At 71.7% G+C, this 15,372-nt stretch carries 16 protein-coding genes; 13 read left to right on the forward strand and 3 right to left on the reverse strand.

Annotated elements, in window-relative coordinates; all coding sequences use genetic code 11:
* The first annotated feature begins 12 nt into the window (after nucleotides 1-12).
* The 3 genes from FB462_RS03095 (at nucleotide 13) to FB462_RS03105 (ending at nucleotide 3,859) form a co-directional block, all read left to right on the forward strand.
* Entirely contained in the window at nucleotides 13-789 is a 777-nt protein-coding gene (locus FB462_RS03095; protein ID WP_114850340.1) for an SDR family oxidoreductase, read from the forward strand.
* Between the two features lie 131 nt (nucleotides 790-920).
* Nucleotides 921-2,438 carry an FAD-binding oxidoreductase gene (locus FB462_RS03100; protein WP_141860111.1) on the forward strand — a complete coding sequence of 506 codons (1,518 nt, stop codon included), beginning with the start codon at nucleotides 921-923 and terminating at the stop codon, nucleotides 2,436-2,438.
* Nucleotides 2,435-3,859: an FGGY-family carbohydrate kinase gene (locus tag FB462_RS03105; protein ID WP_141860113.1), complete on the forward strand. Its 1,425-nt coding sequence runs from the start codon at nucleotides 2,435-2,437 to the stop codon at nucleotides 3,857-3,859. Before FB462_RS03100 ends, FB462_RS03105 begins: the two co-directional genes overlap by 4 nt.
* 82 nt (nucleotides 3,860-3,941) lie before the next feature.
* Here FB462_RS03105 and FB462_RS03110 read toward each other — a convergent pair whose 3' ends face one another.
* Together FB462_RS03110 and FB462_RS03115 are read right to left on the reverse strand one after the other, a co-directional pair.
* Complete coding sequence (locus FB462_RS03110; RefSeq protein WP_114850440.1) at nucleotides 3,942-4,991, reverse strand: magnesium and cobalt transport protein CorA; 1,050 nt, start codon at nucleotides 4,989-4,991, stop codon at nucleotides 3,942-3,944.
* Nucleotides 4,992-5,280: 289 nt separating this feature from the next.
* Nucleotides 5,281-5,871, reverse strand: a complete 591-nt coding sequence (locus FB462_RS03115; protein ID WP_114850337.1) for a glycerol-3-phosphate responsive antiterminator — start codon at nucleotides 5,869-5,871, stop codon at nucleotides 5,281-5,283.
* A gap of 174 nt (nucleotides 5,872-6,045) precedes the next feature.
* Here FB462_RS03115 and FB462_RS03120 point away from each other — a divergent pair, with 174 nt between their 5' ends.
* Nucleotides 6,046-6,441 (forward strand): hypothetical protein, encoded by a 396-nt coding sequence (locus tag FB462_RS03120; protein ID WP_141860116.1) that lies wholly within the window; start codon nucleotides 6,046-6,048, stop codon nucleotides 6,439-6,441.
* A gap of 110 nt (nucleotides 6,442-6,551) precedes the next feature.
* Here the strand turns inward: FB462_RS03120 and idi are convergent, their stop codons facing one another.
* A complete protein-coding gene (idi, locus tag FB462_RS03125) occupies nucleotides 6,552-7,094 on the reverse strand; it encodes an isopentenyl-diphosphate Delta-isomerase (RefSeq protein ID WP_141860118.1) in 543 nt (180 codons plus the stop codon).
* 21 nt (nucleotides 7,095-7,115) lie between these two features.
* Between idi and FB462_RS03130 the strand changes: the two genes are divergently transcribed.
* The 9 genes from FB462_RS03130 to FB462_RS03170 all read left to right on the forward strand — a co-directional run bounded on the left by FB462_RS03130 (nucleotide 7,116) and on the right by FB462_RS03170 (nucleotide 15,342).
* Nucleotides 7,116-8,174: a polyprenyl synthetase family protein gene (locus tag FB462_RS03130; RefSeq protein WP_141860120.1), complete on the forward strand. Its 1,059-nt coding sequence runs from the start codon at nucleotides 7,116-7,118 to the stop codon at nucleotides 8,172-8,174.
* Nucleotides 8,171-9,088: a phytoene/squalene synthase family protein gene (locus FB462_RS03135; protein ID WP_141860122.1), complete on the forward strand. Its 918-nt coding sequence runs from the start codon at nucleotides 8,171-8,173 to the stop codon at nucleotides 9,086-9,088. The genes FB462_RS03130 and FB462_RS03135 overlap by 4 nt, the downstream gene beginning before the upstream one ends.
* Nucleotides 9,085-10,728, forward strand: a complete 1,644-nt coding sequence (gene crtI, locus FB462_RS03140; RefSeq protein WP_114850332.1) for a phytoene desaturase family protein — start codon at nucleotides 9,085-9,087, stop codon at nucleotides 10,726-10,728. Before FB462_RS03135 ends, crtI begins: the two co-directional genes overlap by 4 nt.
* Nucleotides 10,728-11,069, forward strand: coding sequence for a lycopene cyclase domain-containing protein (locus FB462_RS03145; protein ID WP_114850331.1), 342 nt, complete (start codon nucleotides 10,728-10,730; stop codon nucleotides 11,067-11,069). The genes crtI and FB462_RS03145 overlap by 1 nt, the downstream gene beginning before the upstream one ends.
* Nucleotides 11,066-11,428, forward strand: coding sequence for a lycopene cyclase domain-containing protein (locus FB462_RS03150; RefSeq protein WP_114850330.1), 363 nt, complete (start codon nucleotides 11,066-11,068; stop codon nucleotides 11,426-11,428). The genes FB462_RS03145 and FB462_RS03150 overlap by 4 nt, the downstream gene beginning before the upstream one ends.
* A complete protein-coding gene (locus tag FB462_RS03155; RefSeq protein WP_114850329.1) occupies nucleotides 11,425-12,351 on the forward strand; it encodes a prenyltransferase in 927 nt (308 codons plus the stop codon). Before FB462_RS03150 ends, FB462_RS03155 begins: the two co-directional genes overlap by 4 nt.
* Before the next feature lie 220 nt (nucleotides 12,352-12,571).
* Entirely contained in the window at nucleotides 12,572-13,615 is a 1,044-nt protein-coding gene (locus FB462_RS03160; protein WP_114850328.1) for a Gfo/Idh/MocA family protein, read from the forward strand.
* A 142-nt stretch (nucleotides 13,616-13,757) separates the two neighbouring features.
* The gene (locus FB462_RS03165) at nucleotides 13,758-14,279 is read left to right on the forward strand and encodes a hypothetical protein (protein WP_114850327.1); all 522 of its coding nucleotides are present in this window, start codon (nucleotides 13,758-13,760) and stop codon (nucleotides 14,277-14,279) included.
* A gap of 4 nt (nucleotides 14,280-14,283) precedes the next feature.
* Nucleotides 14,284-15,342, forward strand: coding sequence for a YihY/virulence factor BrkB family protein (locus FB462_RS03170; protein ID WP_208738885.1), 1,059 nt, complete (start codon nucleotides 14,284-14,286; stop codon nucleotides 15,340-15,342).
* Nucleotides 15,343-15,372 lie beyond the last annotated feature (30 nt).

Here is a 15,372-nt window from a genome sequence, read left to right on the forward strand (position 1 = left end):
AAAGGACCCCCATTGGACATCCGCGACTTCTCGCTGGACCTGTTCTCGCTCGCCGGCAAGCGGGCGATCGTCACCGGCGGCAACTCCGGGCTCGGACAGGCGTTCTCGCTCGCGCTCGCCAAGGCCGGCGCCGACGTCTTCGTCCCCAGCGTCGTCGACGACGACGGCACCACGCGCGCCCTGGTCGAGGCCGAGGGCCGTCGCTACGCGTTCCTCGAGGTCGACCTCACCGCCGCAGACGCCCCGGAGCGGATCGTCACCGCGTGCGAGGAACAGCTCGGCGGGATCGACGTGCTCGTCAACTCCGCCGGGATCTGCCTGCTCGACGAGGTCGACGCCTTCGACCGCGAGAAGTGGGACCCGATGGTGGCCGTGAACCTGACCGCACCGTTCGCGCTCGGGCACGCGGTCGGGAAGCGCTTCGTCGCGCAGGGTTCCGGGAAGATCATCAACATCGCGTCGCTCTTCGCGTTCCTCGGCGGGCAGTGGTCCCCGGCGTACGCGGCCACCAAGCACGGGATCGTCGGCTTCACGAAGGCGTACTGCGACGAGCTCGCGCAGCACGGCGTCCAGGTCAACGCGATCGCGCCCGGGTACTTCGCCACGAAGATCACCGAGCGCACGCGGTCGGACCCGGAGACGAACCAGCGCGTGCTCGACCACGTCCCGGCCGGCCGCTGGGGCGACGTCGCCGACCTGATGGGCGCGACCGTCTTCCTCGCCTCCCGCGCATCCGACTACGTCAACGGCCACACGCTCACCGTCGACGGCGGCTACCTCGTCCGCTGATGCGACCACCCGCGTCGCCCATCGACGGGACCAGGCGCGGCCGGGAAGCCCGTGGCGGGCCCGCCCCGCGCCTCCCGTCCGCGCTCCCCACGACCAGACCCACCGCACGCCACCAACGAAAGGTGCACCCCATGATCGACTCGATCGCCACCCTCGACCGCGCTGAGATCCTCGCGCACCTGGCCACCGTCGTCCGGCCCGACCAGCTCGAGACCGACCCGCAGCACCTCGCTGAGGCCAGCGTCGACCGGTTCAAGAAGTACCAGGCGGTGCACGGCATCCACGACGCCCCCACGCCGGTGGCGATCGTCAACGCCGAGTCCACGGCGGACGTCGCCGCAGTCCTGGCCTTCGCCGACGAGCACGTCGTGAACGTCGTCCCCCGCACCGGTCGAACCGGCACCGAGGGCGGCCTCGAGACGAGCGTCGTCGACACGATCGTGCTCGACTGCTCACGGATGGACGCCGTCCTGCGCGTCGACGAGGAGAACATGCAGGTCACGGTGCAGGCGGGCGTTCCGCTGCAGCGCCTCGAGGACGAGCTCCGTGCACGCGGCCTGACCACCGGGCACTCGCCGCAGTCGAAGCCCCTCGCGCAGTACGGCGGGCTCGTCGCCACCCGCTCGATCGGGCAGTTCTCGACCCTCTACGGCGCGATCGAGGACATGGTCGTCGGGCTCGAGGCGGTGTTCCCCGGCGGTGCCGTCCGTCGGATCAAGGCCGTCCCGCGCCGCTCGGCCGGCCCGGACATCCGCCACGTCGTGATCGGCAACGAGGGTGCGCTCTGCGTCATCACCGAGGTCACCGTCAAGGTCTTCCGGTACCAGCCCGAGAACAACGAGTTCCACGGCGCACTCGTCGACGACATGCGGACCGGCATCGCGATCCTCCGCGAGGTCGTCGTGAACGGCTTCCACCCGTCTGTCGTCCGGCTCTACTCGCCCGAGGACGCGAACCAGCACTTCGCGGACTTCTCGCAGGGCAAGTGCGTGGTCGTCTTCGTCGCCGAGGGGCCGAAGGGCATCGTCCGCGCGACGAGCGAGGAGATCCAGCGTGTGCTCGACCAGCACCCGCACACCAAGGTGGACCCGGCCCGGATCGAGCAGTGGTTCGACCAGCTCAACTGGGGGCAGGACAAGATCGACGCCGAGAAGGCCACGATGCTCCGTGACCGGCACCTCGGCTACACGACGGAGATCTCCGCCGACTGGTCCGCCGTCGGCGACGTGTACGACGCCGTCATGCGCCGCATCCGGACCGAGTACCCGCACGCCGACGACCTGACGATGCTCGGCGGGCACTCGTCGCACAGCTACCAGACCGGCACGAACATGTACTTCGTGTACGACTACCGCATCGACTGCTCCCCGGAGGAGGAGATCGAGAAGTACCACATCCCCCTCAACGCGATCATCGTCGAGGAAGCCCTGCGCCACGGCGGCTCGATGGTCCACCACCACGGCGTCGGCAAGTACCGCACGCCGTGGGTCGAGGAGGAGCACGGCTCGGCGTTCGCGATCATGCAGGGCCTCAAGGCGCAGTTCGACCCGAAGGGCATCATGAACAAGGGCACGATCTTCCCCGCACCCGGGGCGATCCAGCCGGCAGCCGCCGACCCGGTGACCGACTTCGGGGCGACCCGCGCATGACCCGGTACCTCGTCGGCATCGACAACGGCTCGCAGTCGTCGAAGGTCACGGTCTTCGACGAGCGGGGCGGGGTCGTCGCCGAGGGTCGGGTCCCGCTACGACCGAACCACACCCCGGCGCCCGGGGTGGTCGAGCACCCGGACGACGACCTGTGGGACTCGATCGCGGCCGCGTGCCGGATCGCGATGGCGGCGTTCTCCGGGGACCCCGCCGAGATCGTCGGCGTCGGTCTCTGCACCATCCGGTTCTGCCGTGCCGTGCTCCGCGCCGACGGGTCCCTCGCGCAACCGGTGCAGTCGTGGATGGACGCGCGGGTGTCCGGGCCGTTCGCCGCCGAGCGCGACGACGTCGCCTTCGTCACGTCGTCCTCCGGGTACGTCACGCACCGCCTGACCGGTCGCTTCCGGGACGCCGCGGCGAACCACCAGGGCGTCTGGCCGATCGACACCGACACCTGGCGCTGGTCCGACGACCCGCGGGCGTACACCGCCACCGGGATGCGCCGCGACCAGCTGTTCGAGCTCGTCGATCCCGGCGAGGTCCTCGGGCACGTCACCCCTGCCGCGGCCGCCGCGACCGGGCTCCCCGCGGGACTGCCGGTCGTCGCGACCGCGAACGACAAGGCCGTCGAGGCGCTCGGTTGCGGCCTGCTCGACCCGACCACGCTGCTCGTCTCGCTCGGCACCTACATCGCCGGCATGTCGGTCGGGACGCGGAACCGCACTGGGACCGACTGCTGGACGAACTTCGGGTCCGAGCCGGGTCGCTACCTGTACGAGTCCGGTGGTATCCGCCGCGGCATGTGGACGGTGAGCTGGTTCCGCGACCTGCTCGGCCCCGAGGCCGCGGCCGCCGCCGAGGCCGCGGGCGAGCGCGTCGAGGAACGCCTGAACCGTGAGGCCGCCGCCGTCCCGGCCGGCTCCGACGGACTCCTGGCGGTGCTCGACTGGCTCGCGCCGTCGGACGCGACGTTCCGGAAGGGGTCGCTGCTCGGCTTCGACGGGCGGCAGGGCCGGGCGCACGTGTACCGGTCGATCCTCGAGGGCATCGCGATGACGATGCGGGAGCGCACCGACGCGATGGCCGCCGAGCTCGACACGACGCACGAGCGCGTGGTCGTGTCCGGCGGCGGGTCGTCGTCCGACCTGATGATGCAGATCACCGCGGACGTGTTCCAGCGGGAGGCGATCCGCATGGTCGGCGACGGTGCGGCCGGTCGGGGTGCGGCGATCTGCGCGGCCGTCGCGACCGGGGTGCACCCCTCGTTCGCCGAGGCGGTGCAGGCGATGGTCGTCGAGCGCGACCGCTTCCGGCCCGACCCGGGGAACGCCGCGGTCTACGACGCACTCCGCGCGGTGCACGCGGACGCGGCGGCGCACACCGACCCGCTCTACCGGCGGACGGCCGCGATCGTCGGCTGACGGTCGCCGATGCGACCGGGTGGCGGGCGGGAGGATCGTGGCGGGCCCGCCACGATCCTCCCGCCCGCCACCCGCGAGCGGGTCAGAGCCAGTTCCGCTTCCGGAACACCACCCACAGGATGCCGGCGAGCGCGAGCATCGCGACGATGGCGGCGGGGTAGCCGTAGCGCCAGTGCAGCTCGGGCATGTGGTCGAAGTTCATGCCGTAGACGCCGGCGATCAGCCCGGGGGCGAACAGGATGGCCGCCCACGACGAGATCTTCTTGACCTCCTCGCCCTGCTTGTGCGCGGCGCGGGCGAGCTGCCGGCTCTCCTCGCCCTGCGCCAGGCTCGCGCTCGTCATCCGGCGCATGGCCTCGTTCTGCTCCTGGCTGACGAGGGTCGCGTGCAGCGTCAGTGCGTTCTCGAGGAGGGCCCGGAACGAGTCCACGCGCTCCGTGACGCGCAGCGCGTGGTCGAGCACGTTCCGCAGGCGGTGCTGCACCTCGTCGTCGACGCCGTACTTGTCCGCGCCGCGCAGGAGCCCCTGGACCATCGCGGGCACCGGGGTCGTGGCGCGCTGGAAGGCGAGGACCTCGCTGAGCAGCTGGTAGATCCGCTTCGAGACACCCGGGTCGACCTGGCCGGCGAACAGCTGGTCCTCGATGGCGTCGACCTGGTCCTGCAGGACCTCGACGACCGGCGCGTAGCCGTCGACGACCTCGTCGAGCACCGCCGCGGTGACGGCCTCGGAGCCCTTCGCCAGGAACTCCGGGTCGGCCTCGACGCGGCAGCGCAGGGCCGCCAGGTCGGGCTTCGCCGCATGCCGGACGCTGATCACGAAGCGGTCGCCGACGAACAGATGCACCTCCCCGAACTCGACCTCGTTCGTGTCGGTGCGGTGCCAGGCCGGTCGGAGCACCAGGAAGAGCGTGTCGCCGTACCGCTCGAGCTTGGCGCGCTGGTGGCCCTTCCGGGCGTCCTCGACGGCGTTCTCGTGCAGGTCGAACTCACTCGCGACGGCGGCGAGCTCGGCATCGTCCGGACGGAGCAGTCCGATCCAGGCGAGGTCGCCCCGGGTGTCGGGCGACAGGGTCGACGGACTGCCGACGCGACGTCCAGCGACGTAGACGGCGTTGTCGATGAGTGCCATGTCGTGCTCCTCGAGTGTCGGGAGCAGTCCGGCGCGAGACCCGGGCGGGCCGGGACGGGTGTGCACGCGCCCGGGCGTCCCGGGGGAGCGGGGGCGTACGTCAGCGAACGGGCAGGGCGACGACCGCGGCGGTCGTCCGGCCCGATCGAGGATGGTCACCCGACATCGCGCCTCACCTGCCCTTCCGGTTCGTCGTGCTGGTCCGTCCGTGCTGGACGGACCGAGGCCACCCGTCGTGACCGAGGGGCAACGCTACCCCGGTCCGGGCGGGACCACCAGCGCGGGGTGGTCACATGCCCCAGACGTCCCGGTTCGACGAGGCGACCGCGACGGCACCGGCACCGAGGGCCGCGACCACGTCGGCCTTGTCGCACACGAGACCGCCGGCGACGATCGGCACGTCGACGTCGTCGCGCAACCAGGTGAGCACGCGGGGCACGCACCCCGGCAGGATCTCCACCGCGTCCGGCTGCGACTGCGCCACGACCCGGGCGAGCTGGTGGTACGAGAACGAGTCGACGAGGAAGAACCGGTGCACGGCGACCAGCCCGGCCCGCTTCGCCGCCCGCACCAGGTTCGCCTTCGTCGACAGCACCCCGTCGGCGCGGGTGTTCGCCGCGAGCCAGGTGACCACGACCTCCCTGGCGGCGAACCCGTCGAGCAGGTCCACGTCGACGAGCACGGTCTTGCCGGTGGCCTTGCAGCGCTCGACGGTGTCGGCGACGTCGAGCACGCTGCCGTAGAGCAGGAAGACGACGCCGCGGTCCGACGCGAGCACGGCGTCGAGCGAGCCCGGGTCCTTGACACTCGCGACCACCGGGTCGTCGGCGAGCAGGTCGAACAGCACCGCGGCGCTCGTCGGCGTGTGGGCGGTCGTCATGCGCCCATTGTGCGCACATGCTCCTCGACGTCTTCGGGGAGCAGGTCGCAGCAGCCCGTTGCGGGCATCGACCCGGACCCGGACCCGGGCCTCTGTGCCGCGGTCCGCGCTCTCGGCGGATTGTGCAGCAGCGCAGGCGTTCCGGTTCGGTTCGGTTCGGCGACGGTCGTCTCCGTGCCGCTCGTCGGGACGGACGTGCCGGAGATGACGAAGGTCGCGTTCACGACGTCCGCCGGGCAGACGACCGTCACGGAGATGGTCGCGGCGATGACGTCGATCACGTCGGTGCACTTCGCGCAGTGGCAGGACGGTGCGCTCGTGCAGAACGTTGAACTGCACCGGGGAGAGCAGGGTGCGTCCGCTTCGCCGACCGGGACGCGAGGGCTCGACCGGAACCGGCTGAACACCTGTCTCAACAGCATCGGGGTGAGTTGGGCGGTGATCGCGGTCCTCGGCCTCGCGTGCGGCGCCGCGTGCGCCACCGCCGTGCTGTGTACGCGGTGCCTGGCCGCCGCAGCGGGCTTCACCACCGGGACCATCGCGAAGTGCGTGTCCGTCGCCTGGGCGTAGCGATCCGGTCGGAACGGCGCGCTGCAGGTCGCAGCGCGCCGTTCCGCTGCGGGCGCTGTCCCGCTGCGGGCGCCGGGCTCCGGGCACAGGGGTGCCGGGCGCGCGCCGGGTCAGCGCGTGACGCGCAGCCCCTGTCGCTCGAGCTCCGTCAACTGCCAGCCGAGCCACGGGCTCCACGCGAAGGGTGCTCCGGCGACGGACTCCCGGAGCGCGTCCTCGGAGACCCATGCCCACTCGGCGACCTCGTCGTCCGCGGGCGCCGGGACGTCGTCGGTCACGGCGCGGAACACCGGGCAGACCTCGTTCTCGACGATGCCCGAGGCGTCCACCGCGCGGTACCGGAAGTCGGGCAGCACGAGCTCGACGTCGCGGACGGTGATGCCCAGCTCGCGCGACGCTCGACGGGCGACGGCGTCCTCGAACGCCTCGTCCGGGCCGGGGTGGCCGCAGAACGTGTTGGTCCACACCCCGGGCCAGGTCTTCTTCGAGAGCGCACGACGGGTGACGAGGACGTCGCCGTCGGTGTTCCGCACGTGGCACGAGAACGCCAGGTGGAGGGGAGTGTCGGTCGTGTGCACCGCGAACTTGTCCGCCGTGCCGACCGGGGTACGGTCCTCGGCCAGCAGGACGACGGTTTCCGGGAAAGTGTTCATCTGCCCCGATAGGTTAGGCCAATGAGCGAGGAAGCGGCCACCGTGGCGCAGATCGACCTGGGGTTGGTCGACGACTGCATCGAACGCTTCTTCACCGTGTCCTCGGCCCGGGCCCGTCGCTTCGGCCGCCCGTCGGAGGAACTCTGGCGCGTGCTCCGCAAGGCGAGCATGGGCGGCAAGCGCTTCCGTCCCCGCATGGTCCTCACCGCCTACGGCTTCCTCGGCGGCACCGACCACCACGCGGCCGCGAACGTCGCCGCCGCCTACGAGCTCCTGCACACCGCCCTGGTCGTGCACGACGACGTCATCGATCGCGACTGGTCCCGCCGCGGTGAGCCGAACGTCGCCGGGTCGTTCCGCGACACCGGCACGACGGGCGGCCTCGCACTGCCGACCGCCGAGCACCGTGGCGTGAGCGCGGCCGTCATCGCCGGTGACCTGGCGCTGGTCGCCGCGGCCCGGTTCATCGAGGCCTCGGGCGTCACCGGCGAGCGACGCTCCCGGCTGCTCGAGATCCTCGACGACGCGGTCTTCGCGAGCGCGGCCGGCGAGATGACCGACGTCGACCTGGCGCACGGCGTGATGCCCTCGGTGGACGAGGTCCTCGCGATGGAACGGGCGAAGACGAGCGTCTACTCGTTCGAGGCGCCGCTGCAGTCCGGCGCGGTCCTGGCCGGCGCTCCGGAGTTCGTGGTCGAGGCGCTCGGGGCCTTCGGCCGCGAGATCGGGATCGCCTACCAGATCGTGGACGACCTGCTCGGGGTGTACGGCGACGAGGCCGCGACCGGCAAGTCCGTCCTCGGCGACCTCCGCGAGGGCAAGCGCACCATGCTCGTCGCCTACGCGGCCACCACGGACTGCTGGGACGACATCGCGCCGTACCTCGGCGACCCCGACCTGACCGAGGAGCGTGCCGCCGAACTCCGTGCGACCCTGGAGACCTGCGGCGCCCGCTCGGCTGCCGAGTCCCGGATCGCCGAGCACGCCGCACTCGCCCGGGCCGAGCTCGCGGCGCTGCCGTACGACCTCGCCGACCGACTGGAGGGCCTCGTGACCGAACTGCTGGAGCGCGTGCGGTGACCCAGACCGCACCCCCGCGTCTGCCCCTGTACGACGCGACGGCCGAGGCTGCGTCCGGGGTGGTCATCGAGCGCTACTCGACGTCCTTCGGACTCGCCAGCCGGCTGCTCACGAAGGACACCCGCGAGCACATCCGGAACGTCTACGCCCTGGTCCGCGTCGCCGACGAGGTCGTCGACGGTCCCGCGACCGAGGCCGGGCTCGACCACGACCTCGCCCGCACGGTCCTCGACGAGCTCGAGGCGGACACCGAGCGGGCGATGGCGCTCGGCTTCTCGGTGAACCCCGTCGTGCACGCCTTCGCCCGCACCGCCCGCGTCACCGGGTTCGGCCCGGAGCTCACGAAGCCGTTCTTCGCGTCGATGCGCATGGACCTCGAGCGGACCGAGCACGACCAGGAGTCCTTCGACCGCTACGTGTACGGCTCCGCCGAGGTCGTCGGGCTCATGTGCCTGCGTGCCTTCGTGCACCGCGCGGGCCGGCCGACGTTCGACGACACCGTGCTCGTGGACGGCGCGCGGGCCCTGGGCGCCGCGTTCCAGAAGGTCAACTTCCTCCGCGACCTGCACGCCGACTTCGAGGTCCTCGGCCGCTCGTACTTCCCGGGCGTCGACATCCGCTCGTTCGACGAGACGACGAAACGCCGCCTGGTCGCCGACGTGCAGGCCGACCTCGACCGTGCCGCGCTGACGGTGCCGCTGCTCCCCGCCGACGCGCGCAAGGCCGTCGGACTCGCGCACGCGCTGTTCCAGGAGCTCAACGACCGCATCGCGGCGACCCCGGCGGACCGGCTGGTCACCAGCCGGGTGCGCGTCCCGAACCCGGTCAAGGCCCGGCTCGCCGCGCAGGTGCTCGCCGGTCGCGCGCCGCTCGCGTCCCGGGCCGCGCACCACCGGACGGGAGGCTCGCGGTGACCCCGCCACGCGCCTCCGGTCAGAAGGCGGTCCCGACCACCCCGGGACGCACGGTGCCCGCCCGTCGTGTCGTCGTCGTCGGTGGTGGCATCAGCGGACTCGCGTCCGCCGCACTGCTCGCGCGGGAGGGCTACGCCGTCACGGTGCTCGAGCAGCGCGACCAGCTCGGTGGCCGCGCCGGTTCGTGGGAGCGCGACGGCTTCCGGTTCGACACCGGGCCGTCGTGGTACCTCATGCCCGAGGTGTTCGACCACTTCTTCCAGCTGCTCGGTACCTCCGCGGACGCCGAGATGGAGCTGATCAAGCTCGACCCGGGCTACCGCGTGTACTCCGAGGGGCACGACGAACCGATCGACCTGCTCGCCGACAGAGAGGCCAACATCGCGCTCTTCGAGTCGATCGAGCCCGGTGCCGGCGACCGCATGCGGAAGTACCTCGACTCGGCGGCCGACACGTACGCGATGGCCGTCCGCCGGTTCCTGTACACGACCTTCGAGGACCTCACGAAGCTCGCGGCGCCCGACGTGCTCCGTCGTCTGCCGAAGCTCGCGCGCCTGCTGCTCCAGCCGCTGTCGACCTTCGCGTCGAAGGCCGTCCGGGACCGCCGGCTGTGGCAGGTCCTCGGCTACCCGGCGGTGTTCCTCGGCACGAGCCCGTACGCGGCGCCGAGCATGTACCACCTGATGAGCCACCTCGACCTGGCCGACGGAGTGCTCTACCCGAAGGGCGGGATCACCGAGGTCATCGCCGCCGTCGAGCGCGTGGCCCGGCGCGAGGGCGTCACCATCGCCACCGAGTCGCCGGTCGAGCAGATCCTCGTCGAGGACGGCCATGTCACGGGTGTCGTCCACCGCGACGCGACCGGTGCCCGGCACACCCTGCCGGCCGACCTCGTCGTGAGCGCGTCGGACCTGCACCACACCGAGCTGCACCTGCTGGGCCCCGAGCACCGCACCTACCCCGAGGCGCACTGGCGGAAGCGCGATCCGGGTCCGAGCGCCGTGCTCGCGTACCTCGGCGTCGACGGCCCCGTCCCCGGGCTGCTGCACCACACCCTCGTGTTCACCGAGGACTGGCAGGCGAACTTCGGCGCGATCTTCGGCAAGGACCGGCACGTGCCGGACCCCGCGTCGATCTACGTGTGCGCGCCCTCGCTCACCGACGACTCCGTCGCGCCCGAGGGCACGAGCAACCTGTTCGTCCTCGTACCGCTGCCGGCCGACCTGTCCATCGGCAAGGGCGGCATCGACGGTGCCGGCGACGCCGAGGTCGAGCGGATCGCCGACCGGGCGATCGACGTCATCGCCGAGCGCGCCGGTGTCCCCGACCTGCGGGACCGGATCCGGGTGCGCCGGACGATCGGCCCGCAGGACTTCGCCGACGACTACAACGCCTGGAGCGGCTCGATGCTCGGGCCGGCGCACACGCTGGCGCAGAGCGCGTTCTTCCGCGAGAAGAACGTCTCGGGCAGGGTCCAGGGGCTCTACTACGCGGGCGCCTCGACGACCCCGGGCATCGGGTTGCCGATGTGCCTGATCAGCGCCGAGGTCCTGCTCAAGCGCATCCACGGCGACACGAGCACCGAACCGCTGCCGACCCCGCTGCCCTCGCCCGTGGGTTCGTCGCGGACCGCTGGCTGATGCCGGGGCTGTACCTCGCCGGACTGCTCGTGTCGATCACCGGCGTCGCGGTGCTCGACGCCCGCTACCGCCTGTTCTTCTGGCGGGCACCGTGGCGGGCGGCGACCGTGATGGCCGTCGGCCTCGTGTTCTTCATGGTGTGGGACGTCGCCGGGGTCGCCCTCGGCATCTTCTTCATCGGTCCGCAGGACCTGCTGACGGGCATCCTGCTCGCACCGGACGTCCCGCTCGAGGAGCTCTTCTTCCTGGTGCTGCTCTGCTGGACGACGATGGACCTGGTCGGGTTCGTCCGACCCGTGCTCGAACGCCGGGCATCGGCCGCGGGACGGTCACGGTCGTGAACGCCACCTACGCGCTCCTCGCGCTGCCGTTCTTCGCCGTGGTCGCCGTCGTCGCGGTCGTGGCGGGGGTCGTCGCGCGGCGTCGGGGACGCGGCGGTGCCGCCGCTCGGGGTTCCCGCCGGGTCGCTGTCGCCACCTCGGTCGTCGCGGGCATCGCCCTGCTCGTCATGACGATCGTGTTCGACAACGTGATCGTCGGCACGGGCGTCGTCGCGTACGACGCATCGCTGATCAGCGGGCTGAAGATCGGTGTGATCCCGGTCGAGGACCTGGCGTACTCGATCGCGGCCGTCGTGCTGCTGCCCAGCCTGTGGGTCCTGTTCGACCGCTCCACCCCCGTACCGGAGGAGACCCCGTGAACGCCACCACTGCCTCCAGGCCGTCGACCCTGCGCGCGCTGTTCGTGTCGTCGCGGCCGATCAGCTGGGTGAACACCGCCTACCCGTTCGGGGCGGCCTACCTGCTCGGCAGCGGGGTCGGCGTCGAGGGCGGCGGCGGGTTCTCGCTCGTCGCGTTCCTCGTCGGCGTCGTGTACTTCCTCGTGCCCTACAACCTGGCGATGTACGGGATCAACGACGTCTTCGACTACGAGTCCGACCTGCGGAACCCGCGGAAGGGCGGCGTCGAGGGCGCCCTGCTCGACAAGAGCGTGCACCGCACGACGCTCTGGGCCGTGGTCGTGACGAACGTCCCGTTCCTCGTGGCGCTCGTCGTGCTCGGGGCGCTGTCCGGCAACGGCCCGTGGTCGTGGCTGGTGCTCGCCATCAGCGTGTTCGCGGTGATCGCGTACTCGGCGCCGGGACTGCGCTTCAAGGAGAAGCCGTTCCTCGACTCGCTCACGTCGTCGACGCACTTCGTGTCGCCGGCGGTCTACGGCCTGGCGCTCGCGGGGCCCGTGTGGACCGGGCAGCTCGTCGCGGTGTGCGTGGCGTTCTTCCTGTGGGGCGTGGCCTCGCACGCGTTCGGAGCGGTGCAGGACGTGCTCGCGGACCGGGCGGGCGGGATCGGCTCCGTGGCGACGGTGATCGGCGCGCGGGCGACTGTGCGCCTGGCGTTCGTGGCGTACCTCGTCGCGGGCGTCGCGCTGCTGTTCTCGGACTTCCCGGGGCCGATCGCGGCGATCGTCGTCGTGCCGTACGCGCTCAACGTCCTGCCGTGGTGGAACGTCACGGACGCCGGGGCCGAGTCGGCGAACGCGGGGTGGAAGCGGTTCCTCTGGATCAACTACCTCGCCGGTTTCATCGTCACGATGGCGCTCATCGCCTACGCGTTCACGCACTGACCGGACCGGCCCGCCCGCCGTTCCGCCGCCGGGCGGTCCGTCGTTCCGACCGTCGATGGAGCAGCAGACGTCGAGTCGGCCCGCGGACACCCGACGTCTTCTGCTCCACCGACGAGACGCAGACGATCCCGCCCGCCTGCGCGCCCCCGCCGCAGCCCCTGACAGACTGGACGCACGCGCCGCGGGAGTCGTGGGGCGCCGGTCACGAAGGAGTGCACGCATGACGGTCCGAATCATCCACGTCGGTCTCGGAGGGTGGGGCGGCAACTGGGCCCGCACCGCCATCCCGCAGGTCACCGAAGTGGAGGTGGTCGGGCTCGTCGACCCGAGTGCGGCCACGCTCGAGGCCGTCCGCACCGACCTCGGCATGCCGGAGAGCAGCGCGTTCGCGTCCCTCACCGAGGCCCTCGCCGCGGTCGAGGCCGACGCCGTCGTCATCACCGCCCCGGCCGTCACCCACGTGCCGCTCGCGCTCGAGGCGCTCGAGGCCGGTAAGCACGTGCTCGTCGAGAAGCCGTTCGCGAACTCCACGGACGAGGCGCTGCAGGCCGTCCGCCGGGCCGAGGAGCTCGGCCTCGTGCTGCAGGTCAGCCAGAACTACCGCTGGTACCCGGCGCCCCGCGTCGTGCAGGAGCTGCTCGAGGCGGACGCCGTCGGGGAGCTCTCGGCGATCGACATCGACTTCCGGCAGTGGGACAACGACGAGCCCGTCGAGACCTACCCGCACTACCGGTTCCCGCACCCGATGATCAACGACATGGCGATCCACCACTTCGACCTGCTCCGGATGGTCACCGGTCGCGAGGCCGTCCGGGTGTACGCCCGCGCCTCGTACCCGTCGTACAGCAAGTACCAGGACGAGGCGATCACCTCGATGGTCATCGAGCTCGAGGGCGGCCTCGTCGTGAGCTACCGCGGCAGCTGGCTGAGCCGGGCGCCGCGCACCGCCTGGGCCGGCGAGTGGAGCATCCAGGGCGAGGACGGCGAGCTCTGGTTCACGAGCCGCGACGGCTCGCCGAGCGAGGTCGCCGGTGACCGCGTCACGCTCCGGAAGGACCAGGACGCGGCGGCAGAACCCGTCGAGCTGCCCTCGATGCAGCACGCCGACCGGCAGGGCGGGCTGCAGGCCTTCGCCCGGTCGGTCGAGGGCGGTCCGGCTCCCGAGACGAGCGGCCGCGACAACCTACGGAGCCTCGCGGTCATGGAGGCGGCGGGGCGCTCGGCGGTCTCCGGCGTCCCCGAGGACGTCGTCCTCCCGGACTGACCCGCGCCGCTCGGCGCAGCAGCGCGCGCCGCACCGGACGGGAGGCACGTGGCGGGCCCGCCACGTGCCTCCCGTCCGCTGTCCGGCTGCGCCGGGCGGCTCCGCTGAGACCACGCCGGTCCCGCACTGGTAGGCACGATGCATGGCCAAGGACAGTCTCCCCGAGCTGGAGCTCGCGAACGTACGCACGCGTGAGCGGCTCACCGACAGCGTCGCCGAGATCCGGCGGCGCTCGGACGTGCCTGCGCGCACCCGGCTCGCCGTCGCGAAGGCGCGCCAGCGCTGGCACCGCGACCCCACCCCGCTCGTGGCGATGGGCATCACGGCCGTCACCGGCATCGCGGCGATCGTCCTCGGGGCGCGCATCGGCCGGACCGACGCCGGGCACCTCGACCGACCGCCGGCGTCGACGGCGTTCACCGCCCTGCTGCCGTTCGGCGCCCGCGGCGAGCCGGACCCGGACCAGGCGAAGGGCGGACGCAAGGGGCGGAAGGCCCGTCGGAAGGCGGCCGAGGATTCGCTCGAACGCGACCCGGTGCACCGGAACCGCGTGAAGCAGCGGGCCGGCATCTCGGCCGTGCAGCGTCGGGCGACGGCGAACCGGAAGCAGGCCGCGAAGCGGTCGAAGGCGGCGGCGAAGGCCCTCGCGAAGACGAAGGGCTGAGCCGATGGCGCGCAAGCAGCACGACCTGGACGACCTGCAGCACAAGCCCGCGCCGGACGACCCCCGGAAGCCGGACAGCCCGGCGGACCTCACGAAGCCGTCCTTCACCTACACGCTCAAGAAGACCCTCCGGGAGTTCTCGAGCGACCAGTGCACGGACCTCGCCGCGAGCCTGACCTACTACACGGTGCTCGCGCTCTTCCCGGGCCTGCTGGCCATCGTGTCGATCCTCGGCCTGGTGTCGAACCCGAAGGACACGATCGAGACCCTGCTCGACGTCGTGCGGAACGTCGGCGGCGGACAGGTCGCCGACCTGCTGCAGAGCCCGATCGAGGGGCTCGTCCGTTCGCCCGCGGCCCCGATCACGTTCATCGTCGGTGTGCTCGGCGCGCTCTGGTCGGCGTCCGGGTTCGTCGGGGCGTTCGGCCGCGCGATGAACCGGATCTACAACGTCCGCGAGGGCCGCCCGATCTGGAAGCTCCGCCCGACCATGCTCGGCGTCACGGTCTTCACCGTCGTGCTGCTCGTCGTCGGCCTGCTCGTGCTCGTCTCCGGGCCGATCGCGCGCACGTTCGGAGACGTCGTCGGCCTCGGTGACGCGGCCGCGCTCGTCGTCTCCATCGTGCAGTGGCCGATCCTGCTCGCGATCATGATCGTGATCGTCGCGGTCCTGTACTACTGGGCGCCGAACATCCGGCAGTCGAAGTTCAAGTGGGTCAGCGGCGGAGCCTTGCTCGCGATCACGATCTGGATCGTGGCGAGCGTCGGGTTCGGCTTCTACGTCGGCAACTTCTCGAACTACAACGCCACGTACGGATCCCTCGGAGGCGTGATCGTCTTCCTGCTGTGGATCTGGATCACGAACAACGCGCTGCTGTTCGGTGCGGAGTTCGACGCCGAGCTCGAGCGCGGCCGGCAGCTGCAGGCGGGCATCCGGGCGGAGGAGGACATCCAGCTCCCGGAGCGGGACACCCGGCAGATCGAGAAGCAGGACGAGCAGCACGCGAAGGACGTGCTCGAGGGCATCCGGATCCGGGAGAGCGCGGGACGCACCAAGGACTGACCGCGTCCGGTCCACGGCCTGGAGGCACGG

The sequence above is a fragment of the Curtobacterium citreum genome (assembly GCF_006715175.1).
Lineage (GTDB): Bacteria > Actinomycetota > Actinomycetes > Actinomycetales > Microbacteriaceae > Curtobacterium > Curtobacterium citreum.